The following is a 22,384-nucleotide window of genomic DNA, read 5'->3' on the forward strand; positions in this document are numbered from 1 at the left end:
TTTGGCCGCGGCGGTTAACGGTTTGGCCGTTTTTTGCGTTTAACGATGAGGGCATGAAACGCGCTATCGCCATTGCTGACCGTACCGCGAACAAGGCCTTGCTGCTGCTTGCGGCGCTCAACGTGCTGTTCTTCATCACCTTCTTGATCGTGACCATGCTCGCCATGGGCGAGGCTCAGGCCGAAGCCGCGGCCTGCAAGGGCTCGGATATGCTGGCCGCTTTGCAGAAGAGCGATCCGGCGCTGTTCGACAAGATCAAGGCCGAAGCGGCCGCGACCCCGAATGGCCAGGGCCTTTTGTGGAAGATCGAAAAGGCAGGCGAGACGCCGTCTTTCCTCTTCGGCACCATGCACATGACCGACCCGCGCGTCACTGCCCTGCCGCTCGCCGCCCAAAAAGCCTTCAATGCCTCGGGGACCGTGGTGATCGAGACGACTGAAATCCTCGACCAGTCCAAGATGGTTGCCGCCATCATGAAGGAGCCGGAGCTGACGATGTTCACCGACAACACGACGCTGGCGTCGCTGCTGTCGCCGGAGGACGCGGCCATCGTCGACAAGGCGCTCACCGAGCGCGGCATTCCGCTGGCAAGCGTTGCCAAGATGAAGCCGTGGATGCTGTCGGCCATGGTTGCGCTGCCGGCTTGCGAACTCGCCCGCAAGTCCGAGGGTGAACCGGTGCTCGACATCAAGCTGGCGCAGGACGCAAAGGCCGAGGGCAAGGAGATCGACGGGCTGGAAACCGTCGCCGATCAGCTTCGCGCCATGGCATCGCTGCCGATGGATTTTCACGTGCGGGGTCTTGTCGACACGCTGAAGCTCGGCGACCGCATGGACGATGTCGTCGAGACCATGATCGTGCTCTACCAGCGCGGTGACACCGGCATGTTCTGGCCGCTGTTCCGCGCCGTGCTGCCGGATGAAACGGGCGGCGACGAAGGCTATGCCGCATTTGACGAAGCGATGGTCAAGTCGCGCAACCACACAATGGCCGAGCGAGCCGAGCCGATCCTTGCCAAGGGCAAGGCCTTCATCGCGGTCGGCGCGATGCACCTGCCCGGCCCCGATGGTCTGGTCGAGCTTCTGCGCAAGGACGGCTACACGGTTACTGCCGTCAACTGAGGCAGGTCGGCAGCTTTCATTTGCTCGCCGTCTTGCGGCAAATGAAACCAAACAAGGTCTTGTTCGTTTACTTTCCGCTTAGTTGCCGCGCGACTGACGGAGACGATCATGGCCAAGGCCGAGCCACATACGGGCAATCCGTCGCAATCTACGCCGTCGCGCAGGTCAAGAAGTTCGGCGCACGAGCAGGACGAAACCCAGCAGACCGTGAGTGGCGCCAGCAGCATTCTCATCGCGGCGATTGCGCTCGTGCTTGCCGTGATCGCCTATTTCATCTTCTTCCCGCGGTCACATACGCCCGTCGATACGACGGGTCAGTCGGCGACGACCCAGCCGGCCGCGCCCGCGGCTCCGGCTGCGCCAGCGCCTGAAGCCAAGACCCCGGCCGCTCCCGCTGCTCCAGCAACGCCAGCGCCGGAGACCAAAACGCCGGCGGCGCCAGCTGCGCCAGCCGCACCAGCGCCTGAGAACAAGGCTCCAGCGGCTCCTGCCACGCCGGCGCCGGAAAACAAGGCACCGGCGGCGCCCAATACTCCAGCCACACCAGCGCCGGAGAACAAGGCTCCAGCTCCTGCTGCCCCAGCTCCCGCTCCTGCTCCGGCACCTCAGGCACAGACACCAGCTGCCCCAGCCGCTCCGGCTCCCGCTGCTCCAGCAGCGCCCGCGCCACAGTCTGCGGCTCCGGCTCCCGCGACGCCGGCCGCCCCGGTCCAACCCTCACCGGCAGCACCAGCACCGCAATCAAATGCGCCGGCTCCAGCCGCTCCGGCTCCTGCCCAGCCGGCAGCCCCGGCCACTCCCGCGCAACCAGCACCGGCGGCGCCTGCACAATAATGCTGGCGCGCGAAATATAAACGGCCCGCTGCGCAGCGGGCCGTTGGCATTTTGGGCAAGCCGAAAATTGCGGCAGCCGGACTTGGCGTTAGCGGCGCTGGGCCGAAAGCAAGCGCACCCCGCATCCGACGCGCGTTTCAGGCGAGCCTGGCGTCCAGCGAAAGCTTGATCGCCCCGAGTGCCTTGGAAACCGGGCAGCCGGCCTTGGCCTGTTCGGCCAGTTCCTTGAATTTTGCCGCGTCGATGCCCGGCACGGTGCCGACCAGGGTGAGGGCGCTCTCGGTGATTTCAAAGCCGCCATCGGCGGCCGGGCCATAGGTCACCACCGCCGTTGCATCGAGTTTCTCGGCCGGGGTTCCGTTCTCGGCCAGGAAGTACGACAGCTGCATGGCGAAGCAACCGGCGTGGGCAGCGGCGATCAGCTCTTCCGGGTTGGTGCCCGACTTGCCGCTCTCGTCCTGGAAACGTCCTTTGAACGAGTATGGCGTCTTGGTGAAGGCGCCGCTTTGCGTATCCAGCGTGCCGCCTCCCTCGGTCAGCGTTCCTTTCCAGATAGCGGTTGCTTGGCGATGCATGGCGCGTTCCTCCTGGCTCATGATGAGACGCCGGCAATCGCTCCGGCGATCTCGCGAATATAGGGCCTGGAACGATGCAGGCTACGGGGATTTTGACGAAGGCACAGACGCTAGATCGCTTCGCCCCTCAGGAGCCTCGGCATGTCTCCCTCAAGGCCGGACGCCTGGCGGATGAAGTACGACTTAAGCCGCGGCATGCGGTCGACCAGGCCGAGCCCGAAGTCGCGCATCGCTCGGATCGGGCCGAAATCGTTGGAGAAAAGCCGGTTGAGCACGTCCGTGGTCACGCCCATCTGCACCGTGTCGAACCGCCGCCAGATCTGGTAGCGCTGCAGGACGTCGAGCGCGCCGATGTCCTGGCCCAGACGATCCGCCTCCACGAGGGTCTCGGCAAGCGCGGCGACATCCTTGAAGCCGAGATTGAGCCCTTGCCCGGCAATCGGATGGATGCCGTGGGCGGCGTCGCCCGCCAGCGCGAAGCGCGGCGCTACGAAATCGCGAGCGAGCGTAAGCCCGAGCGGCCAGGCGCGCGGCTTGTCTTCCACGCGCAACTCGCCCAGCTGCAGCCCGAATCGATGTTCCAGCTCGGTTTCGAACACCAGCTCGTCGCTGTTGACCAGCCGCTCGGCGTCCTCGGCCCGCTCCGTCCAGACGATGGAGGAGCGATTGCCCTTGAGCGGCAGGATGGCGAAGGGGCCGGCGGGGAGAAAATGCTCTTCGGCGCGCCCATTGTGCGGGCGCTCGTGGGCGATGGTGCAGACGATGCCTGACTGGCCATATTCCCACCTGACCGCCTTGATGCCGGCCATGTCGCGCAGGCGGGAGTTGACGCCGTCCGCCGCGACCAGAAGCCTGGCGTTGAGCGACGTGCTGTCGGCAAGATGGATGGTGACGCTGGCGATTCCGGTTTCAAATGCCTGAACCGCAACGCCTTCAATGATGTCGATGCCAAGTTCGGCTGCGCGCCGGCGCAGCGCGCCATTCAGCACCTTGTTGGCGACCATGTGCGCGAAGGGCTCACCGGGCGCGACCTCGCCGTCGAAGGTCAGATAGACCGGACGGACTGGATCGGCGGTGCGCGAATCGGTGATCACCATGTCGGTAATGGGCTGTGCCTCGGGCAGGATCTCGCTCCAGCAGCCGAGCTGGCTAAGCATGCGGCAGGCGGCTGCGGCGACGGCGGATGCGCGGGTGTCGCGCTTCCAGGCGTCCTTGGGGGCTGCATCGACGACCGCCACGGCAAGGTTGGGCCGCGACTGCTTCAGCGACACGGCGGCGGCAAGCCCGACATAGCCGGCACCGGCAATCAGCACGTCGAGTGCCGGGTGCGTTCCGGTCGCGGTTTCTGTTTCGCCCATCGCCCTGTCCTCCGGGTCTCGCATCATCAATCTGTCAGTCGCCTTGACTCGGCCGAACGTTCTGTCCGAAACCGTCAGTGTTCGCGTTGCATTGAAAGGTGCGAAACATGACGGCGGCCATGCAAGAGCTTCTCGCCATTCTCGACCTCGAGGAGCTGGAACACAACCTCTATCGTGGTCGCAGCCCCCAGTCCGATTGGCAGCGCGTGTTCGGTGGCCAGACCATCGCCCAGGCGCTGGTGGCTGCCCAGCGCACTGTGTCCCCCGATCGCCATGTGCACTCGCTGCACGGCTATTTCATGCGCCCCGGCGATACCAAGGTGCCGATCGTCTACGAGGTTGACCGAATCCGCGATGGCGGCAGCTTCACCACGCGCCGGGTGGTCGCCATTCAGCACGGCAAGGCCATCTTTTCGCTGGAAGCATCCTTCCAGGTGGATGAAGACGGGCTCGACCACCAGTTGCCGATGCCGCTCAATGTGCCTGCACCGGAGACGCTCGGCACCCAGCAGGACCTGATCGCCAAGTTTGGCGACGCGGTGCCAGAGGGCATCCGGCGCTACTGGGAGCGCGACCGGCCCATCGAGATGAAGCCGGTGATGCTGAAGCATTACACCAGCCGCGAAAAACTCGCGCCCGAACAGAAGATCTGGATCCGCACCACCGGACCGGTGCCGTCGGACCGGGCCACGCAAGCGGCGGTGCTCGCTTATCTGTCCGACATGACGCTGCTCGATACCTCGACCTTTGCGCATGGCCGGGCGATTTTCGACCGCGACATCCAGGCGGCCAGCCTCGACCATGCCATGTGGTTCCATCGCACCCATCCGCTCGACGGCTGGCTGCTCTATACACAGGACAGCCCCTCCACCTCGGGCGGGCGCGGCTTTACGCGCGGCGCGCTCTATGCGCAGGACGGCACGCTGATCGCCTCCGTAGCCCAGGAAGGGCTTATCCGGCTCCGGCAGTCGCCTACGGAATAGGCAGTTTTTAGAGACTGCCTAATTCATAATCAAACAGAGTGCTGCTACGCGGTGCGGTTCAGCTCGCTCTGTGGGAGATACCCTTTTATTTTCAATAAGTTGATTGCCTCCGTCCAAACTGGCACGGAGCTTGATTTACCCTGAACGCCGTCCGGCAGCGCGCCGGCGACGTCACGCAAGCGCGGGATTCCGCACCAGCAAGGGGTAAAGCTGATGAAAATAGTGATGGCAATCATCAAGCCGTTCAAGCTGGACGAGGTGCGGCAAGCGCTCACGGCTGTTGGCGTGGAGGGGCTGACCGTCACCGAGGTCAAGGGGTACGGGCGCCAGAAGGGGCATACGGAGATCTATCGCGGGGCCGAATACGCGGTGAGCTTCCTGCCCAAGGTGAAGATCGAGGTCGCTGTGCCTTCCGAGATGGCGGAAAAAGTGGTCGAGGCAATCATCGCCACGGCCAAGACCGGCCAGATCGGTGACGGCAAGATCTTCGTTTTCAGCATCGACCAGGCCGTGCGTATCCGCACCGGCGAAACCGACGCCGACGCCCTCTGAATTTCCAGGCGCAGGCGCTTTCGCGACGCCGCCTGCTTTCAAGCCACGAACAGCGCCGCATCCGGGCAACCCACATCCGATGGAGATTTCGATGAAGATTCCGTCCCTTCTTCCGCCGATGGTGCGCGCCGCCATTTTAGGCGCGCTCGCACTCGGCGCCCTGGGCACGCTCTCGGCCTTCGCGCAGGAAGCGGCGCCGGCTGCCACGGGCGCCGCGGCTGCGACTCCCGTGCCCGACAAGGGCGACACGGCCTGGATGCTGGTGTCCAGCCTGCTGGTGCTGTTCATGGCGCTGCCGGGGCTTGCGCTCTTCTATGGTGGGCTCGTGCGGGCCAAGAACATGCTCTCGGTTCTCGTGCAGTGCACGATGATCGTCGCCGTCGTCATCATCATCTGGGTATTCTATGGCTATTCCTTCGCATTCGGCGGCGGCACCAACCCCTTCTGGGGTGGCCTCGGGAAGCTATTCCTTGCAGGCGTGACCCCGCACAGCACCGCGCCCACCTTTACCAATGGCGTCGTCATTCCCGAGTTCGTCTACATCTGCTTCCAGATGACCTTCGCCTGCATCACGCCGGCGCTGATCATCGGCGCCTTCGCAGAGCGCGTCAGATTCTCGGCGGTGATCCTGTTCGTGATGCTCTGGGTCACCTTCGTCTATTTCCCCATCGCCCACATGGTTTGGGATTCGCATGGCCTGTTGTTCAACTGGGGCGCGCTGGATTTTGCCGGCGGCACGGTCGTTCACATCAATGCCGGCATTGCCGGTTTGGTCGGCGCTCTCCTGGTCGGCAAGCGTAATGGCTACCGGCGTGACAACATGGCGCCGAACTCGATGGCACTGACCATGGTCGGCGCCTCAATCCTGTGGGTGGGCTGGTTCGGCTTCAATGCCGGCTCGAACCTTGAAGCCAATGGCGGCGCGGCACTTGCCATGATCAATACCTTCACCGCGACGGCCGGCGCGATCATCGCCTGGGTGGTGGTGGAATCGCTTGCCCGCAAGAAGGCGTCGATGCTGGGCGCCGCATCCGGCATGATCGCCGGCCTCGTCGCCGTCACGCCGGCCGCCGGCTATGTCGGGCCGGTCGGCGCCATCGTCCTTGGCGCGATTGCCAGCGTCGTCTGCTACTACTTCGTCACGGTCGTGAAGATCCGGGCCGGCTATGACGACTCGCTCGATGTGTTCGGTGTGCATGGCATCGGCGGCATCATCGGCGCGATCGGCACGGGCGTCTTTGCCTCGACGACGCTTGGCGGCGTCGGCTATGCCGATGGCGTGACGATGGCTGGCCAGGTGCGCACGCAGGTCATCGCAGTGCTTGTCACTATCGTCTGGTGCGGTGTCGGCTCGTTCATCCTCTACAAGATCGTTGACGTGCTTGTCGGACTGCGCCCGACGGCGGAATCCGAGTCGCAGGGCCTCGACCTCAGCTCGCACGGCGAGGTTGCCTATCACGCTTGAGTTCTATCCGGCGGTGCGCCCGCCGGAAACCGATCCCGTCGTGACCGGTTTGAAGGAGCCGTGTCACGCGCTTGAGGCCCGGTTCGTCCGGGCCTCCTTTTTTCTGAGCATGACCGAATCGCGGTCTTTACCCGACGAAACGAATCGACTGCCGATTCGGCATCCTCTGGGTCATTTGGCTTCCTGGTATGGAAAAAATGACCAACTAGTATGGAGAAAATGACTAATTTGGTCAGGTCCTCCGATTATGACATATCTGCCACAGTTGCCTCAGATAGGCCTCTTATGTGGCGGCCAAAAACGCATTCAAGGGTTGAGCAGAGCCGGCGCTGTGGGCGATCCAGAGCGCGAGGAAGGACGCCCCCGGGCCACGTCCTCGGAACCGGTCGAGGAACTGCTGTCCTTCAGCAAAGAAAACCCAGACCCATTTTTGAAATGCTTTTTTGACTGGAGGTCAGAAATGAACATCAAGAGCCTTCTTCTCGGCTCCGCTGCTGCGCTGGCAGCAGTTTCGGGCGCTCGCGCTGCCGACGCTGTCGTCGTTGCTGAGCCCGAACCCGTTGAATACGTTCGCGTTTGCGACGTCTACGGCGCCGGCTTCTACTACATCCCGGGCACCGAGACCTGCCTCAAGATCGGCGGCTACGTCCGTTTCGACGTCCGCGCCGGCAACGCAGGTACGGGCTATGGCGGCCTGAACGACGTCAACGACAGGCTCGAGAACAAGACCAACGACACCTACTACACCCGCACCCGCGCTGCCGTGAAGCTCGACGCCCGTTCGGAAACCGAGCTTGGCACCCTGCGCGGCTACATGCACGTCGACTTCGACTGGAAGCAGGTGCAGGATGAGGCTGGAGACGCCAACACCGCCACGGTGTGGGGCATGGAGCATGCCTTCATCGAGCTCGGCGGCTTCCGCGTCGGCAAGACCGACTCGCTGTTCGCTACGCTGACCGGTTATGCCGGCAACGTCATTGCCGACGACATGATCCCGTATGCTGCTGGCACGTACGACACCCAGCAGATCGTCTACAACTACGTCGCTGGTAACGGCTTCTCGGCCTCCGTCGGCGTCGAAAATGGCTCCCTCGACAACTCGATCGATTCCTACGTTCCGCACGTGGTTGCCGGTGCAGCCTACACGCAGGGCTGGGGCGGCGTCTCCGGCGTCGTCGGCTACGACTCGAACTTCGAAGAGTGGGCTGGCAAGCTTCGCCTCGACGTCAACGCGACCGAGCAGCTCTCGCTCTTCGTGATGGCCGGCTACGGCAGCGAGAAGAACGCCCCCGTCAGCTTCTACAAGGGCTGGAACGGCAAGTGGGCTGCCTGGGGCGGTGCTACCTACAAGTTCAACGAGAAGCTCGCTGCTAACCTGCAGGTCTCTTACGCCCAGGGTAGCGACAAGTGGGTCGACGACAAGGGCAACACGTTCGCGCAGGAGACTGCTGTGGCTGCCAACGTCGCTTACACGCTCGTGCCGGGCCTCACGATCACCCCGGAAGTGGACTACAAGCGCATTCGCTTCCACGACGTCAATGGTGACCGTAAGCACGAAAACGCCTGGAGCGGCATGGTTCGCTTCCAGCGTTCGTTCTAATCGGCTCAACAGTCGATTTGAGAAACCCGGCGGGCAACCGCCGGGTTTTTTCGTTTGCGGCAATGCCGTGCGAGGGAACTGCCGCGACTTGCTCGGCAATTTCGGATCGACGCCTGGTCGATTTTTCAGCGGTCCGCATAGTTTGGAATTCGTTTCCTTCCATGGTTAATGCGCCCTTAACCTTCCCGCCGCTAATTTGAAGTCCGACTCTGCCCGAGATGCGTTCGCGCTCCGGGCAACCTGATTGCGGACGGGGAAGCAGCATGCGCTCAGCCACACAGCTCGCGCTCACCGATACGAGCCATGGATTGAAGGACTTTGCCAGGAAACAGGCGGCGCGCCTGGCTGGCTTGGCTATGTTCGGCTTCGTGGCTTTCGCGCTTGCGAGCCTCGGCACCTGGAATGTCGCCGATCCGAGCTTCAGCCACGCGACCGACAATCCGGTCACCAATGCCATGGGCTATCCCGGTGCGGTCTTCTCCGACCTCGCCATGCAATTCTATGGCCTGTCCTCGGTGGCAGCTCTGGTTCCGGCCGTGATTTGGGGCTTCTTCTTTGCCACCGCGCGCGGCGTTGAAAGAATGCCGCGCCGGGCGATTGCCTGGTTTGGAGCCTCCTTGCTGTTCGCGGCTATCGCTGGTTGCGCCACGCCGCCGCAGACCTGGCCGCTGCCAACCGGCCTCGGCGGTGTTTTCGGCGACATGGTGCTGAAGATCCCCGGCATGCTCACGGGCGGCTACCCGAAAGGTTTGGTTGCCACAGGTGTGATCGCGGCGCTGGCCGGGCCGGCGCTCTGGCTTTTCGGCTACGGCTCCGGCCTCCTGTTGCGGAACAGCGGTGCTGTCGACGATCAGCTCGAGAAGGACATGCGCGAGCAGGACCTGGCCGCCATCTTCGACGAGGATGACGAGGACGATGGTAACCTGGCGCTGGGCGCCATCACGCATTGGTGGTTGTCGTTCAGGGCTTACCTGCATCGCCGGACGGCGCGCCGTCACAAGCATGAAGACTATGGCGATATGGAAGCCGCAAGGCCGGCAAGCGCCTGGCGCCGTGCCGCCGAGAGGGTCGAGGTCGCCGAAATGGCCGAGTCGCGGGTCAGTCCCCAGGGCCGCGCCCGCGTCGAACCCGAGTTCTTTGCCAGCATGGTTGCCGAGGGCCGCAACGCCGCAGGCCGGCGGGACATTGATGAGGATGAAGACGAGGACGAACTCGACTTCGTCCCGGACGGCATCATTGCCGACCCTGCGCCGCGGCCAACGAAGGTGCAGAACTTCCGCTCGCCTGCCGGCACGCCGGCCGTCGCGCCAAGCGCGCGCGTGGAAAGTCCCGCGCCGCGCCCGGTGCAGGGAGGACGCGTTCAGCGCGAGGCGCAAACCTCGCTCATTGGCTCCAATGCCTTCGAGATGCCCTCGCTGCACTTCCTCGCCGAGCCGAAGAACATTTCGCGCGATCCAAGCCTGTCGCAGGACTCGCTCGAGCAGAATGCGCGGCTTCTGGAGGGCGTGCTTGAGGACTTCGGCGTCAAGGGCGAGATCATCCACGTCCGCCCCGGTCCGGTCGTCACCCTCTACGAACTCGAGCCGGCGCCAGGCATCAAGTCCTCGCGCGTGATCGGCCTTGCCGACGACATCGCCCGTTCGATGAGCGCGATCGCGGCGCGCGTCGCTGTCGTGCCTGGGCGTAACGCGATCGGCATCGAACTGCCGAACGCCAAGCGTGAGACCGTCTACCTGCGGGAGATCCTGGCCAGCCGCGATTTCGAACAGACCAAGGCCAAGCTGGCGTTGGCGCTGGGCAAGACGATCAACGGCGAGGCGGTCATCGTCGACATCGCCAAGATGCCCCACGTCCTGGTCGCCGGCACCACCGGCTCCGGCAAGTCGGTGGCTATCAACACCATGATTCTGTCGCTGCTCTACCGCATGACACCGGAAGAGTGCCGCCTGATCATGATCGATCCCAAGATGCTGGAACTGTCGGTCTATGACGGCATCCCGCATCTGCTGACCCCCGTTGTCACCGATCCGAAGAAGGCCGTGGTGGCCCTGAAATGGACGGTGCGGGAGATGGAAGACCGCTACCGCAAGATGTCCAAGGTCGGCGTGCGCAACATCGATGGCTTCAACGCCCGCGTCGCGCAGGCGCAGAAGAAGGGCGAGCAGATCCAGCGCACCGTGCAGACCGGCTTCGACCGCCAGACCGGTGAAGCGATCTATGAGACGGAGGAACTCGACCTCGCGCCGCTGCCCTACATCGTCGTCATCATCGATGAGATGGCCGACCTGATGATGGTCGCCGGCAAGGACATCGAAGGCGCCGTGCAGCGCCTGGCGCAGATGGCGCGCGCCGCCGGCATCCATGTCATCATGGCCACCCAGCGCCCGTCGGTCGACGTCATCACCGGTACCATCAAGGCCAACTTCCCGACCCGTATCTCCTTCCAGGTCACCTCGAAGATCGACAGCCGCACCATTCTGGGCGAGCAGGGCGCCGAGCAACTGCTTGGCATGGGTGACATGCTCTACATGGCCGGCGGCGGCCGCATTCAGCGCGTGCATGGACCCTTCGTCTCCGACGACGAGGTCGAGAAGGTGGTGGCGCATCTCAAGCTGCAGGGCGTGCCTGAATATCTCGACGCCATCACCGAAGACGATGGCGAGGACGAAGGCGACTCCTCGTCGTCGAAGGGCGGTGGCGGCAGCATCGAGGATTCGGATGATCCTTACGATCAGGCCGTGTCGGTCGTGCTGCGCGATGGCAAGGCTTCGACCAGCTACATCCAGCGTCGCCTTGGTATCGGCTACAATCGTGCGGCTTCGATCATCGAGAGGATGGAAAAAGAAGGCATCGTCGGCCCCGCAAATCATGCCGGCAAACGCGAAATCCTCGTTCCGACAGAAGAGGATAAGTTCTGAGGTGGAACAGTGACGAGAGTTTGATCTGGGTTGCTCTTGCCAAGGCCAAACTTCAGCCCAACTACCTCCCTATCTGCTCGTCGAACGAAATTTCAATCAAAGGTAACCCAGCATGACCCAAGACGCTTTGACTCCGACCTGGACATACAGGGCACGCAAGCGGTTCATTGGCATTGCTATTGCCGCTTTCGGCCTGTCGGCGATGCCGTCGCTTCCAGGCTTCGACGCTTTTGCCCAGGCCACCCCAAGTGAGGCTGCGCAGAAGATCGCCGACCATTTTGCCGGCGTGCGCACCATGACTGGCGAGTTCGTGCAGTTCGGTCCGCGCGGAGAACAGACCGGCGGCAAGTTCTATATCGAACGGCCGGGCAAGATCCGCTTCAACTATGAAGGCGGCTCCGGCTTCAAGGTCGTTTCCGACGGCCAATCGGTTGTTCTCGACAACAAGAAGATGAACACGATGGATCTTTATCCGTTGTCGAAGACGCCGCTCAAGCTGCTGCTCGACACGCGCATCGATCTGTCGGGCGACAAGGTCAAGAGCGTCAAGGAGGATGACGACCTGACCACGATCCAGCTTGCCGACAGGTCCGTGTTCGGCAGTTCGCGCATCACCATGATGTTCGATCCGAAGACCTACGAACTGCGCCAGTGGACCATCACGGATGCGCAGGGCAAGGACACGACCGTCATGGTCTTCAACGTGCAGGAAGGCGTGAAGCTCGATCCCAACCTGTTTACGATCGACTACCGCCGCAATATCGAAGTCAATCGCAAAGGCAGGCAGTGACGCCGTCTTTGCGCCTTTCAATCTGTGGACAGTGTAAGGCGCGGCGCCCCTAGGGGCGCCTGCGCTTGTAATTGCCGGTCTTGCCTGCCAATTTCCGGTCGTCTCTTTCTACGCCGGAATTTCCCATGTCTTTTTCGATCGCTACCTGGAACATCAACTCCGTGCGGCTACGCATGCCGCTTGTCGAGCGGTTCCTGCTCGAGAAGGCGCCGGACGTCCTTTGCCTGCAGGAAACCAAGTGCCCAGACGACCAGTTTCCGTCGGCGGCTTTCCGCAAGCTCGGCTATCAGCACATCGCCATAAGCGGCCAGAAGGGTTATCACGGTGTCGCCACCGTTGCCCGGCGGCCGATCGAACTGGTCGAGAAGCGCGACTTCTGCACCATGGGCGATTGCCGCCATCTGTCGGTGCGGGTCGCTGCGGGCGATAAGAAGGTTTTGCTGCACAATTTCTACGTTCCGGCGGGCGGCGACGAGCCGGACCCGGAGATCAATCCCAAATTCCGCCACAAGCTCGATTTCGTGGCCGAGATGAATGCGATCCGGGCGGATCATGACGAGACTTCCGCCTCGGTCCTGGTCGGCGATCTCAACATCGCCCCGCTGGAGCATGACGTCTGGTCGCACAAGCAGCTTCTGAAGGTGGTCAGCCATACGCCGGTCGAGACGGAAAACTTCGAGGCGATGCGCAAGGCTGGCGATTGGGTCGACCTCATGCGCCACAACGTGCCCGACGAGCAGAAGATCTACACCTGGTGGAGCTACCGCGCCCAGGATTGGGAGGGGTCGGATCGTGGCCGCCGACTCGACCATGTCTGGTCGTCGCAGAACCTGGTTCCGAGCTTCACCGGCTACGAAATCCTTCGTGAGGCACGCGGCTGGGACCGGCCTTCCGACCATGTGCCGGTGATCGCACGCTTCGACCTGGAATAGGGCGCGTCGCCGCTGGACGCGGCACGCAGTTCAGGGCGTGAAGCGCGAGGCCATTGCCTCGATCCGCCGAATGAGCGCCTGCAGCTCTTCGGAGATGCGCCGGTGCAGGTGAACGGCCAGCTCGGGATATTCCTCGAGTATGCGGTGGAACATCTTGCGGTTCAGCCGCAGCACTTCCGAATCGGTTTCGGCGGCCGCGCTGGTCAGCCGCCTGGTGTCGGCGATCAGCGCAAGCTCGCCGAGGATCTCACCGGGCTTGACCGAAGCGATCGGGGTCCGATTTTGGTCACTTTCGCGATAGAGGATGATGCTGCCGCTGACGACGACATAGGCCGAGTCAGCCTCGTCGTCCTCGAGATAGAGCTTGCGACTTGCCGGCAGCCGCATCGATTCGGTGCCGAAGGCGAGCAGGCGCAGTTGTTCCTGGCTGAAGCCTTCGAAAAGCTTCACGCCGGACAGAATGCGGATGTCATCATCCAGCGCCATAGTGTCCCCGAAATCCTGGCCTGGAGTTCCCCCCGGTAGCGGTCCCCGCCAGGACCGCAAACCCGTTAGGGAACCAGCTTATATCCGCCGCTTTCTGTCACAAGAATTTCAGCATTGGAAGGATCACGCTCGATCTTCTGGCGCAACCGGTAGACATGCGTCTCCAGCGTGTGCGTCGTGACGCCAGAGTTGTAGCCCCAGACCTCTTCGAGCAGAACGTCGCGGGTAACGACCTTCTGATCGGCGCGGTAGAGATACTTGATGATCGAGGCTTCCTTCTCGGTCAGGCGGACCTTGGCGCCGCGCTGGTCGAGCAGGAGCTTCTGGCTCGGCTTGAACGTATAGGGTCCCACCGAGAAGGTCGCGTCCTCGCTCTGCTCGTGCTGGCGCAACTGGGCGCGGATGCGGGCAAGCAGCACCGCAAAGCGGAACGGCTTGGTGACATAGTCGTTGGCGCCCGCCTCCAGGCCAAGGATCGTGTCCGAATCAGTGTCATGTCCCGTCAGCATGATGATGGGGGCCTTGTAGCCGCCCTTGCGCAGGATCTTCACCGCTTCGCGGCCGTCCATATCAGGCAAGCCGACATCCATGATGAGGAGGTCCACGAGGCCGCCGCGCGCTATCGCTACGCCCTTGGATGCAGAGGCTTCCTGCAGCACGTCGAACTCTTCATAGAGGGAAAGTTGCTCGACAAGCGTTGAACGGAGGTCTTCGTCGTCATCAACGATCAGGATGGTGCGTGAGCTCATGGATCAATCCGTTGTTTTACATGCGTTCTTCTGTTGACCGATGCGGGTTTATGAGGAAGCTGATCTCCAGAAAAGCCGATCACGGTGATTTGTTCCAATGCAATCATACTCCAAAAAACGTCAACGCAACGGGACGGTTGCAAAAAACAGCAAAAGCCTGCGGATATTGACCGTTCGCCAGCGTCCCGGCCACCCTACGCAAGGCTTCATGAACGTCGGGGGAACCGTTTTTTCCTGCGCTCTGGGCAGCGGGGGAATCACCGCCAACAAGCGCGAGGGCGATGGCGGCACGCCGCTGGCCACCATGCGGATCCTGGCGGGCTATTTCCGGCGCGAACATTTTGCCGGCAAGCGCACACGGCTTGCGATGAGCGAGATCGATGCCCCGCTCGGCTGGTGCGAGGTGCCGGACGATCGCAACTACAATCGCCCGGTGAGGCTGCCTTACGCGGCAAGCCACGAACATATGCGCCGCGACGACCGGCTGTATGATGCCTGCCTGGTGCTCGACTGGAACATCAGTCCGCGCCGGCGCGGGCGCGGTAGCGCGATCTTCTTCCATCTCGCGCGCCCCGATTTCTCGCCGACGCAAGGGTGCGTGGCCGTAACCGCCCGGACCATGAAGCGGCTTTTGCCTTATCTCAACGATCGGACGGTGCTGAGGGTGGTGCGCTGACGAGTCAGACGCCCCACCAACCGAGGATCGCGCCCATGATGAGGGTGACGCCAAGCCAATGGAGGCTGTCGATGATGGTGAGGTCCCAGCCGAAACCCTGGTAGCTCTGATTGACTGCAACGGTGGTGGCGATGAAGCCGAGCCAAAGCAGGAAGCCCGACACCAGGCCGTTGCCCAGGGTGAATACGCCTGCGCCGACATGCCAGAGAATGCCTGCGAGCACCCAGGCCATGATCAGTTCGCAGATGAAGCTGGTGATGAACAGCACCGGCGACATCTTGGCGGTCGCCGGATCGATCCGGGCGGCCTTCATCCAGGGTTTGCCGAGCGTGCCGTAATAGACCGCGCCAAATACGAATGCTGCAATGGCCGCGACCAGGATCGCCAGGTAGTTCACGCTTGCAAGGTTCATGATGCCCTCCCGCTGATGCGCCTCATAGAACGCCGTGCCGAGATGGCCGTCAACCAAAGCGCCAGACGGTGGTGCGCTTGACCTCGGCATCCTCCAGGGCGCGGGTGACCGGCACCTCGTAAACAGCGAGCGGGGACAGCCTTTCCTTCGGCAGGTAGGAGCGGCCGGGATCGCCGACAACGATGTCAGCCCCGCGTTGGCGCAGACCGGTGAACCAGCTGACCAGCCTCTCCGCAAAGTCCTTCTGATAAAAGACGTCGCCGGCCAGCACGATGTCCCAGTCGTCGTCGGTGCCGATCGTGTCGGTGCCGACGAAAAGCGGCGAAACGCCATTGGTCTCGCCGTTCAGCGTCACGGCCGCCTCGCAGAAGGGGTCGATGTCGGCGGCAATCACCTCGCGCGCGCCGGCCATCGCAGCGGCGATCGCGACCATGCCGGAGCCGGAGGCGAAATCGAGCACGCGCTTTCCACGGACGGTGTCCGGGTTGTCGAGGATATAGCGGGCCAGCCCCTGTCCACCTGCCCAGGCGAAGGCCCAGAAGGGCGGCGGCAGGCCGATCTCGGCCAGTTCTTCCTCGGTCTTCTCCCAGAGCTCATGCGCTTCGTCGGCGAGGTAGAGCCTGATCTCCGGCACATGCGGCGGTGCCATCAGGCCCGTATTGGCGCGGATGAAGCGTCTGGCGTCTTCGGGTGTCACGGCGCGGGAACGAGTCCGCCCATGCGGCAGACCTCCTCCCACTCGTCCGGCGTGACCGGCTGCACGGAAAGGCGCATCGAGGTGACCAGCGACATCTTCTCGAGCTTGGGATTGGCCTTGACCTCGACCAGCGTCACCGGGCGCGGCATGTCACGCACGGCGCGCACATCGACGCATTCCCAGCGCGGGTCTTCCGTGGTGGTGTCGTGATGGGCAAGGGCACAGACCTCGCAGATGCCCACGACCTCGAGCCCCTCGTTGGAATGGTAGAAGAAGCCGAGATCGCCGATCTGCATGGCGCGCATGTTGTTGCGCGCCAGATAATTGCGCACGCCGTCCCACTGCGTGCCCTTGTCTCCAAGCGCCTTCAGCATGTCGAAGGAAAATTTGAACGGCTCGGATTTGAACAGCCAGTAGTTCATGTCGTGCGTCCTTTGAGCATTTTGCAGCGAGGTGGAATCACCTCGCGTAGTATAAATGCGGCACAATCAATTAGTTGGACCATGATGTCGTCCGAAAACCGGTTCCCGCTTTTCGGCATCATGGTCTATGCGCTTGCCGGATTGTTGAACACCCAGTTCCAGGGGCGGATTTCGACCGTATCGAACAGCCCGGCCTTCGCGTAGGGGTCCTTTGCCGCGAGATCGGCCGCAGCTTGCTTGTCGGCTACCTCAACCACGACCAGGCTGCCGCAGGGCTTGCCGTCGTCATCGAGGAAGGGGCCAGCGAATTTCAGCGTGCCCTCGGCGTTCAGGCCATTCAGAAAGGTGACGTGGTCGGGCCGCACATCCAGCCGAAGCTGCAGATGGCCTGGCTTGTCCTTGCAGATGAACGCAAACAGCATGGGATTCCGCTCCTGTCTGAAAAAGTTCCTATTCCGCTTCGTGGCGCAGCGGGCGCGTCATCAGCGCCGTCACCGCTTCCTGAAGGGTGATCGCCCGGTCGAGTATCTGCGAAACCGTGGTGATGATCGGTGCGCGTATGCCGCGCTCCTGCGCGATCCGGGCCGCAATCGCCGCGGTCGCCACACCCTCGGCCAGTGGCCTGCCCTCCAGCGACTCGCCACGTCCCAGCGCAAGCCCATAGGAAAAATTGCGCGATTGCGACGACGAGCAGGTCAGCATCAGGTCGCCGAAGCCGGAAAGGCCCATCAGCGTTTCGGGCCGGGCGCCGAAATCCGCACCGATGCGCCTGAGCTCGGCAAAGCCGCGGGTGACGGTGGCGGCCTGCGCGCTTGCGCCCAGACCGGCGCCGATGACCGCACCCGCCGCTATGGCGAAGACGTTCTTCAGCGCGCCGCCGATCTCGACGCCGATCAGGTCGTCGGTCGAATAGCAGCGAAAACTCTCCGTGGAAAAGCGCTGCGCCAGCTCGGCGGCAAGCTCCTCCTCGCGCGCGGCGATCACTACTGCAGTCGGCAGGCCGCGCGAAACGTCCGAGGCAAAGCTCGGGCCCGAAAGCGCGGCAACCGGATGATCCGGCACGATCTCGTCGGCGATCTCGGAAAGCAGCGTGCCGGTCTCGCGTTCGATGCCCTTGGCGCAGAGCACCAGCGGCACGCCGGCGGGCAGGTGCGGCTTCGCCTCGGCCAGAACCTGCCGCAGCACTTGCGCAGGCGTGACGACCAGCACGCAATCCGTTTCGGCAAGTGCGGCGGCAAGGTCGGTCGTCGCGTTGAGCGCCGGCTCAAGAGTAATGCCTGGTAGGTAGCGCGGGTTTTTTCCCTGCTTCAGCGCTTCGACCATTTCAGGGTCGCGTGCCCATATCCGCACGTCATTGCCCGCACGGGCCGCTGTTAACGCAAGGGCGGTGCCCCAGGCGCCGCCGCCCAGAACGGTTACGCGATAGGCGCTCATGCCTTTGCTCCCCTTCTGCCCGAGCCAACCACAGGCGCTGAGACGCTGTCGAGCGGCCAGCGCGAGCGCGGCACGAAATCCATCGCGTCAGGCTCGACGAGCCCGGCGCGCACGCGCTCTATGCCCGCCCAGGCGATCATCGCCGCATTGTCGGTGCACAGCGCATGCGGCGGTGCGACGAAGGCAAAACCGTTGTCACGGCAGAGCGCTTCCAGCGTGGCGCGGATCGTCTTGTTGGCTGCGACGCCGCCGGCCACAACCAGCGCCGGCGTCTTCACGTCCGGATATTTCCCACGGAAGCGGGCAAGTGTGCGCGCCACGCGGTCGCCCAGCGCATCCGACACCGCAGTCTGGAAGGAGGCGCAGATGTCGGCCACGTCCTGATCGCTCAACGGTGCGATTGCGGTGGCGGCCTGCCGCACGGCGGTCTTCAGCCCGGAGAAGGAGAAATCGGGACGCGCCTCGCCCTTCATGGGGCGGGGGAATGCGAAGCGGCTAGCATCGCCGCTGGCCGCAGCCTTCTCGACGCTCGGGCCGCCCGGATAGGGCAGGCCGAGCATTTTTGCGGTCTTGTCGAAGGCTTCGCCCAGCGCATCGTCGATTGTGGTGGCCCAACGCTGGTAGTCGCCAACGCCGCGCACCAAAAGGATTTGCGTGTGGCCGCCGGAAACGAGCAGCAGCAGGTAGGGGAACGATAGCCCATCTGTCAGCCGTGCAGTGAGTGCGTGGCCTTCGAGATGGTTGACGGCGATCAGTGGCTTATGCGCTGCCGCCGCGATCGCCTTGGCCGTCATCAGCCCGACGATCAGCCCACCGACCAGGCCCGGCCCGGCGGTAGCGGCAACGGCATCGATCTCCGCGAGCGAGGTGCCGGCATCGGCAAGAGCTGCTTCGACGATGCCGTCGAGCGCTTCGACATGGGCGCGCGCGGCGATCTCCGGCACCACGCCCCCAAAGGCCGCATGCTCCTCGATCTGGCTCAGTACGACGCTGGACAGGATTTGCGGCTCGCCATCGCCCAGCGCAACCACGCTGGCGGCGGTCTCGTCGCAACTTGTCTCGATCCCGAGTATGCGGATCATGGCGTCATTTCGTTCCATTGCCCGGCCGTCTTTTCCTCGATAGGAGGATAGGGGAGAATACCCCGTTCGCCGGGTGGGTATCACGGACGGAGCGCCATGCAAACAAAAGCCTTGAAAATCGGAACGCGCGGCAGCCCGCTGGCGCTGGCCCAGGCCCATGAAACGCGCGATCGGCTGATGGCCGCGCACGGGCTCGGCGAAGACGCGTTCGAGATCGTACCGCTCACCACCAGCGGCGACCGCATCCTGGATCGCCCGCTCTCCGAAGTCGGCGGCAAGGGGCTTTTCACCAAGGAACTGGAAGAGGCGCTGTTCGACGGGCGCATCGACATTGCCGTCCATTCCTCGAAGGACATGGCGACCACGCTGCCCGAGGGGCTGGAGGTCACCACCTTCCTGCCGCGCGAGGACGTGCGTGACGCCTTCATCGGCAAGCTGGCGCCTTCGATCGTCGAACTGCCGCATGGTGCCACCGTCGGCTCGTCGTCGCTGCGCCGGCAGGCTCTCATCCGCCGCATGCGGCCCGACCTCGAGGTCATCATGTTCCGCGGCAATGTGCAGACGCGCCTGCGCAAGCTGGAGGAGGGCATTGCCGCCGGCACCATTCTCGCCAATGCGGGACTGCGCCGGCTGGGCCTCACCCACATCATCACCGACCTGATGTCGCTCGACATTTTCCCGCCGGCACCGGGCCAGGGCGCCATCGGCATCGAGATGCGTTCGGCTGACAAGGCGATCAGGGACATGCTGTCGGCCATCCACGACGCCCCGACCGGCTATGCGCTGGCTTGCGAGCGCGCCTATCTGCGCGTGCTGGACGGCTCCTGCCGCACGCCAATCGCTGGCCACGCCGTGGTCGAGGGCGACCGGCTGTTCTTCAAGGGCGTCATCCTGTCGCTCGACGGCCAGGAGGCGCATGAGGTGGAGCGCGAGGGCAAGGCGGTGGACGCCGAAGCCATCGGCCGCGCGGCCGGCGAAGAGGTGCGTGCCAAGGCCGGCACCAAGTTCTTCGAGGGCTGGAGCTGAATGGCCCGCCGCGTCCTGGTGACAAGGCCTGAGCCGGGCGCATCCGCCACGGCTTCCAGGCTCCGGGATGCGGGTTTCGAGCCGATCGTCATGTCGCTTTCGCGAACGCAGGCGGTTCGCGTGGAGCTTTCAGCCGTTTCCGAGTCCATCGGCGCGGTCGCCATCACCAGCGCCAATGCGATCCGGCATGCGCCCTCCGAACTGATCGCAAAGTTTTCCGGCAAACGGTGCTTTGCGGTTGGCCGCAAGACGGCGATGGCCGCGCGCAATGCCGGCTTCAGCGAGGTGATCGAGGGGCCTGGCGAAGCGGTCGGGCTGGCCCGGCTGGTGTCCGCCGAGCTTTCCGAGGGCGCGGAGCTTGCCTATCTGACGGGGCGCGTCCGGTTGCCGGACTTCGAACAGAGCCTGGCTTCGTCGGGCCACCGGCTTTCCGTCATCGAAACCTACGACACCGTTTTCGTCACGGATGCGGCCTTGCCGGAACTGGCGGATGGCCCGCTCGATGCGGTGCTTCTCTATTCGGCCAAGGCCGCGCAGGCCTTTTCGGCGCTTGCGGACGGAAATCCCCTTTTGGCTGATGCCTCCTGCATCTGCTTGTCCGAACGGGTCGCCGGGGGCCTGCAACACGTTGAAAGCGGAAGGGTTTTCGTATCGGTCGAACCGACGGAGGATGCGCTGTTGGCGCTGTTGGCGGAGGTCTGCCCGCCCGCGCCATGACCGCGCCCCTTTTCACATCATGCTGGTGTGATACTGATCCTGTAAGCGGTTCCCTTTCCGGAATTTCTTTTTACATCGACAAGCATTGCGGAGTTCTCTCATGGTCAAGACGCCGAGCACGCGGCACTCAAAGACACATCGGGAACCGGTGACGATCGAGTTGAAGCCGGGCGAGGTGTCGCGCATTTCGGACCCGGACAAGAAGCCGTCCGAATCGGCCGAGGCGAAAGCCATCCCTGAGACGCCAAAGCCGCAGGAACCTGCAATGGCCGAGAAGACCACCGAAACGCCGGCTGCTTCGACCAAGCCTGAAGAGCAGCCCAAAGTCGCCACCGAACAGGCCAAGAGCACCGTAAAGTCAGACACTGCGACGAAGCCGGAAAGCAGTGTCGCCAGCACGTCTCGCGAGGCGCCGAAGCCACAGTCTTCCCAGGCCGCGCCCGGGCGCCAGCCTCAGCCGGCTCCCGCGCCCGAGCCGCAACGGCAGCGTAGTGGTTTTTCGCCGCTGGCCGCCGGCATCGTTGGCGGTGTGATGGCGCTTGCTGGCGCTGGCGCGCTGCAATTTTCCGGCCTGCTGCCTGCTCCCGACTCGAATGCCGGCGCGGCAATGACGGAGGTCGATTCGCTGCGCGCCGAGCTTTCCGGCATGCAGCAGGACATTTTGGCGTTGAAGAACACCAGCGGCCAGCCCGACGCGGGTTTGACCGGGCAGGTCGAGGCCGTGACCAAATCACTCGACGAAGTGAAGACCGATCTCGGCAATCTCCGCCAGAGCGTTGCATCTGCCTCCGGCGACCAGGCCGGGCTTGAGGCCGTGGATGGCCGCATCAAGGAGCTTGAGACCTCAGTTGCAGCCTTGCGCGAACAGCAGGGGGCAAGCCAGACCGCTTCCGGCGATCTTGCCGCGCTCGGCGAGCGCATTGCCGGTGTCGAGGCCTTGGCCAAGGCCAATGGCGAGGCAATTTCTGCTGCCGACGGCAAGCTTGCGACATTGCAGCAAAAGGCAAACGACCTTTCCGGTAAGGTGGAAGCGCAGGCCGGCCAGCCCAAGGTGGCGCTGGCGATCGCGGCCTCGGCGCTGAAATCGGCCGTCGAGCGAGGCGCTCCGTTCGAGGCCGAGATGGAGACCTTTGCGGCCATTGCTCCTGACGCCCCGGGCATCACCCAGCTGCGGACCTATGCGCAGAAGGGCGTTCCGACGCTTGCCGACATCCAGGCTGAGGCCAAGCAGGCCGTGCAGGCGGTGATCGCTGCCGCAAAGCCGGTCGACGAGAAGGCGGGCGTGCTCGACAGGCTGGTTTCCAGCGCTCAATCGCTGGTGTCGGTGCGTCCGGTCGGACCGGTCGAGGGTTCCGGCGTGCCGGAAACCACGGCGCGCATGGAGTTCGACATCAAGTCTGGCGACCTCGAAAAGGCGCTGGCCGAATATGACACGCTGCCCGAAGCTGCCAAGGCAGCGGGCAGCGAGCTTGCCGACAAGATCCGTGCCCGTGTCGAGGCGCAGAAACTGGTCGATCAGGCGGTTGCCGGCGCGATGAAGGCTTGAGGGGGAAAA

General features: G+C 63.6%; 24 protein-coding genes. 12 read left to right on the plus strand and 12 right to left on the minus strand.

The annotated features are described in order from the left end of the window. Positions 1-53: 53 nt before the first annotated feature. Positions 54-1,121 (plus strand): TraB/GumN family protein, encoded by a 1,068-nt coding sequence (locus tag M2281_RS10230; RefSeq protein ID WP_280820951.1) that lies wholly within the window; start codon positions 54-56, stop codon positions 1,119-1,121. A 271-nt stretch (positions 1,122-1,392) separates the two neighbouring features. Here M2281_RS10230 and M2281_RS10235 read toward each other — a convergent pair whose 3' ends face one another. From M2281_RS10235 to M2281_RS10245, 3 genes are all read right to left on the minus strand, one after another. Further along, positions 1,393-1,935, minus strand: a complete 543-nt coding sequence (locus M2281_RS10235) for a hypothetical protein (protein WP_280820952.1) — start codon at positions 1,933-1,935, stop codon at positions 1,393-1,395. A gap of 157 nt (positions 1,936-2,092) precedes the next feature. Next, positions 2,093-2,530, minus strand: a complete 438-nt coding sequence (locus M2281_RS10240) for an OsmC family protein (protein WP_280820953.1) — start codon at positions 2,528-2,530, stop codon at positions 2,093-2,095. A 110-nt stretch (positions 2,531-2,640) separates the two neighbouring features. Next, positions 2,641-3,888 (minus strand): ubiquinone biosynthesis hydroxylase, encoded by a 1,248-nt coding sequence (locus M2281_RS10245; protein WP_280820954.1) that lies wholly within the window; start codon positions 3,886-3,888, stop codon positions 2,641-2,643. A gap of 107 nt (positions 3,889-3,995) precedes the next feature. On the opposite strand from M2281_RS10245, the gene M2281_RS10250 reads away from it, so the two are divergent. Further along, positions 3,996-4,871, plus strand: coding sequence for an acyl-CoA thioesterase (locus M2281_RS10250; RefSeq protein WP_280820955.1), 876 nt, complete (start codon positions 3,996-3,998; stop codon positions 4,869-4,871). A 44-nt stretch (positions 4,872-4,915) separates the two neighbouring features. Here the strand turns inward: M2281_RS10250 and M2281_RS10255 are convergent, their stop codons facing one another. Further along, complete coding sequence (locus M2281_RS10255) at positions 4,916-5,107, minus strand: hypothetical protein (RefSeq protein ID WP_280821186.1); 192 nt, start codon at positions 5,105-5,107, stop codon at positions 4,916-4,918. On the opposite strand from M2281_RS10255, the gene M2281_RS10260 reads away from it, so the two are divergent. From M2281_RS10260 to M2281_RS10285, 6 genes are all read left to right on the plus strand, one after another. Continuing rightward, entirely contained in the window at positions 5,085-5,423 is a 339-nt protein-coding gene (locus M2281_RS10260) for a P-II family nitrogen regulator (RefSeq protein WP_280820956.1), read from the plus strand. The genes M2281_RS10255 and M2281_RS10260 overlap by 23 nt on opposite strands. 91 nt (positions 5,424-5,514) lie before the next feature. Then, positions 5,515-6,888 carry an ammonium transporter gene (locus M2281_RS10265; protein ID WP_280820957.1) on the plus strand — a complete coding sequence of 458 codons (1,374 nt, stop codon included), beginning with the start codon at positions 5,515-5,517 and terminating at the stop codon, positions 6,886-6,888. Between the two features lie 460 nt (positions 6,889-7,348). Further along, entirely contained in the window at positions 7,349-8,488 is a 1,140-nt protein-coding gene (locus M2281_RS10270; protein WP_280820958.1) for a porin, read from the plus strand. A 263-nt stretch (positions 8,489-8,751) separates the two neighbouring features. Next, complete coding sequence (locus M2281_RS10275; protein ID WP_280820959.1) at positions 8,752-11,406, plus strand: DNA translocase FtsK; 2,655 nt, start codon at positions 8,752-8,754, stop codon at positions 11,404-11,406. Positions 11,407-11,608: 202 nt separating this feature from the next. Beyond that, complete coding sequence (locus tag M2281_RS10280) at positions 11,609-12,196, plus strand: outer membrane lipoprotein carrier protein LolA (protein WP_425537710.1); 588 nt, start codon at positions 11,609-11,611, stop codon at positions 12,194-12,196. 125 nt (positions 12,197-12,321) lie between these two features. After that, positions 12,322-13,128, plus strand: coding sequence for an exodeoxyribonuclease III (locus M2281_RS10285; protein WP_280820961.1), 807 nt, complete (start codon positions 12,322-12,324; stop codon positions 13,126-13,128). A gap of 30 nt (positions 13,129-13,158) precedes the next feature. On the opposite strand, the gene M2281_RS10290 is transcribed toward M2281_RS10285, so the two are convergent. Continuing rightward, on the minus strand, positions 13,159-13,614 hold the full coding sequence (locus M2281_RS10290; RefSeq protein ID WP_280820962.1) for a cyclic nucleotide-binding domain-containing protein: 456 nt from the start codon (positions 13,612-13,614) through the stop codon (positions 13,159-13,161). A gap of 65 nt (positions 13,615-13,679) precedes the next feature. Further along, complete coding sequence (locus tag M2281_RS10295) at positions 13,680-14,363, minus strand: response regulator transcription factor (protein ID WP_106723199.1); 684 nt, start codon at positions 14,361-14,363, stop codon at positions 13,680-13,682. 97 nt (positions 14,364-14,460) lie between these two features. Between M2281_RS10295 and M2281_RS10300 the strand changes: the two genes are divergently transcribed. Further along, positions 14,461-15,039, plus strand: a complete 579-nt coding sequence (locus M2281_RS10300; RefSeq protein WP_425537690.1) for a L,D-transpeptidase family protein — start codon at positions 14,461-14,463, stop codon at positions 15,037-15,039. A 4-nt stretch (positions 15,040-15,043) separates the two neighbouring features. Here the strand turns inward: M2281_RS10300 and M2281_RS10305 are convergent, their stop codons facing one another. The 6 genes from M2281_RS10305 to tsaD form a co-directional block, all read right to left on the minus strand. Then, positions 15,044-15,451 (minus strand): DUF1761 domain-containing protein, encoded by a 408-nt coding sequence (locus M2281_RS10305; protein WP_280820964.1) that lies wholly within the window; start codon positions 15,449-15,451, stop codon positions 15,044-15,046. 49 nt (positions 15,452-15,500) lie between these two features. Further along, positions 15,501-16,100 carry a class I SAM-dependent methyltransferase gene (locus M2281_RS10310; RefSeq protein WP_280821173.1) on the minus strand — a complete coding sequence of 200 codons (600 nt, stop codon included), beginning with the start codon at positions 16,098-16,100 and terminating at the stop codon, positions 15,501-15,503. 44 nt (positions 16,101-16,144) lie between these two features. Further along, on the minus strand, positions 16,145-16,570 hold the full coding sequence (locus M2281_RS10315) for an EVE domain-containing protein (protein WP_280820965.1): 426 nt from the start codon (positions 16,568-16,570) through the stop codon (positions 16,145-16,147). A 125-nt stretch (positions 16,571-16,695) separates the two neighbouring features. Next, positions 16,696-16,992, minus strand: a complete 297-nt coding sequence (locus M2281_RS10320) for a YciI-like protein (RefSeq protein ID WP_280820966.1) — start codon at positions 16,990-16,992, stop codon at positions 16,696-16,698. 28 nt (positions 16,993-17,020) lie between these two features. Continuing rightward, a complete protein-coding gene (locus M2281_RS10325; RefSeq protein ID WP_280820967.1) occupies positions 17,021-18,004 on the minus strand; it encodes an NAD(P)H-dependent glycerol-3-phosphate dehydrogenase in 984 nt (327 codons plus the stop codon). Then, complete coding sequence (gene tsaD / locus M2281_RS10330) at positions 18,001-19,083, minus strand: tRNA (adenosine(37)-N6)-threonylcarbamoyltransferase complex transferase subunit TsaD (protein ID WP_280821174.1); 1,083 nt, start codon at positions 19,081-19,083, stop codon at positions 18,001-18,003. Before tsaD ends, M2281_RS10325 begins: the two co-directional genes overlap by 4 nt. Positions 19,084-19,182: 99 nt before the next feature. On the opposite strand from tsaD, the gene hemC reads away from it, so the two are divergent. The 3 genes from hemC (at position 19,183) to M2281_RS10345 (ending at position 22,375) form a co-directional block, all read left to right on the plus strand. Further along, positions 19,183-20,112 carry a hydroxymethylbilane synthase gene (hemC, locus tag M2281_RS10335; RefSeq protein ID WP_280820968.1) on the plus strand — a complete coding sequence of 310 codons (930 nt, stop codon included), beginning with the start codon at positions 19,183-19,185 and terminating at the stop codon, positions 20,110-20,112. Then, entirely contained in the window at positions 20,113-20,829 is a 717-nt protein-coding gene (locus M2281_RS10340) for a uroporphyrinogen-III synthase (protein ID WP_280820969.1), read from the plus strand. A gap of 100 nt (positions 20,830-20,929) precedes the next feature. After that, positions 20,930-22,375, plus strand: a complete 1,446-nt coding sequence (locus M2281_RS10345; protein WP_280820970.1) for a COG4223 family protein — start codon at positions 20,930-20,932, stop codon at positions 22,373-22,375. The last annotated feature ends 9 nt before the right edge of the window (positions 22,376-22,384 follow it).

The organism is Pseudaminobacter soli (ex Li et al. 2025) (genome assembly GCF_029892515.1).
Taxonomy (GTDB): domain Bacteria; phylum Pseudomonadota; class Alphaproteobacteria; order Rhizobiales; family Rhizobiaceae; genus Pseudaminobacter; species Pseudaminobacter soli_A.